This window comes from Streptococcus sp. GMD1S, from assembly GCF_000296875.1.
Taxonomy (GTDB): domain Bacteria; phylum Bacillota; class Bacilli; order Lactobacillales; family Streptococcaceae; genus Streptococcus.
Window position 1 is genome coordinate 1 of the sequence record NZ_AJQY01000422.1, and the last position, 601, is coordinate 601.

The following is a 601-nucleotide window of genomic DNA, read 5'->3' on the forward strand; positions in this document are numbered from 1 at the left end:
GGTATCGCCGTGAAACCTAGCCAAGATGTTGTTTATGCACCAGCTGATGCTGAAGTGACAATCGTCTTCCCAACTGGCCATGCTTATGGATTGAGAACAGCTAACGGTGCAGAAATCTTGATCCACGTTGGTATCGACACTGTTTCAATGAACGGTGAAGGCTTCAACCAAAAAGTTAATCAAGGTGATAAGGTTAAAGCTGGAGATGTTCTTGGAACATTTGACTCAGCTAAGATTGCTGCTGCTGGTCTTGATAACACAACAATGGTTATCGTAACAAACACTGCAGACTTTGCTTCAGTATATCCAGTTGCTTCTGGAACAGTTGCTAAGGGTGATGCAATCATCGAAGTGAAAGCCTAATCCTCTTCAAAAATCAAATCTAAAAACAAAACGAACAAATGGCATGTTTGTTCGTTTTTGCTTGAATGGTAAGATTTACAGAGGAAAATCTAAAATATAGAGAAATCTAGACTTTCAAAATATGCTATAATAAAGAAAATAAAAACAAGAGGTTTATCATGACAAAATTATATGGAAGCTTGGAAGCGGGCGGTACAAAGTTTGTCTGTGCTGTCGGTGATGAAAACTTTAATGTTGT

1 protein-coding gene is annotated in these 601 nt (G+C 38.4%); it reads left to right on the plus strand.

All coding sequences use genetic code 11. The annotated features are described in order from the left end of the window. The coding region (locus GMD1S_RS10765) for a PTS sugar transporter subunit IIA (protein ID WP_000452132.1) at positions 1 to 363 on the plus strand (363 nt) is incomplete at its 5' end. Positions 364 to 601 lie beyond the last annotated feature (238 nt).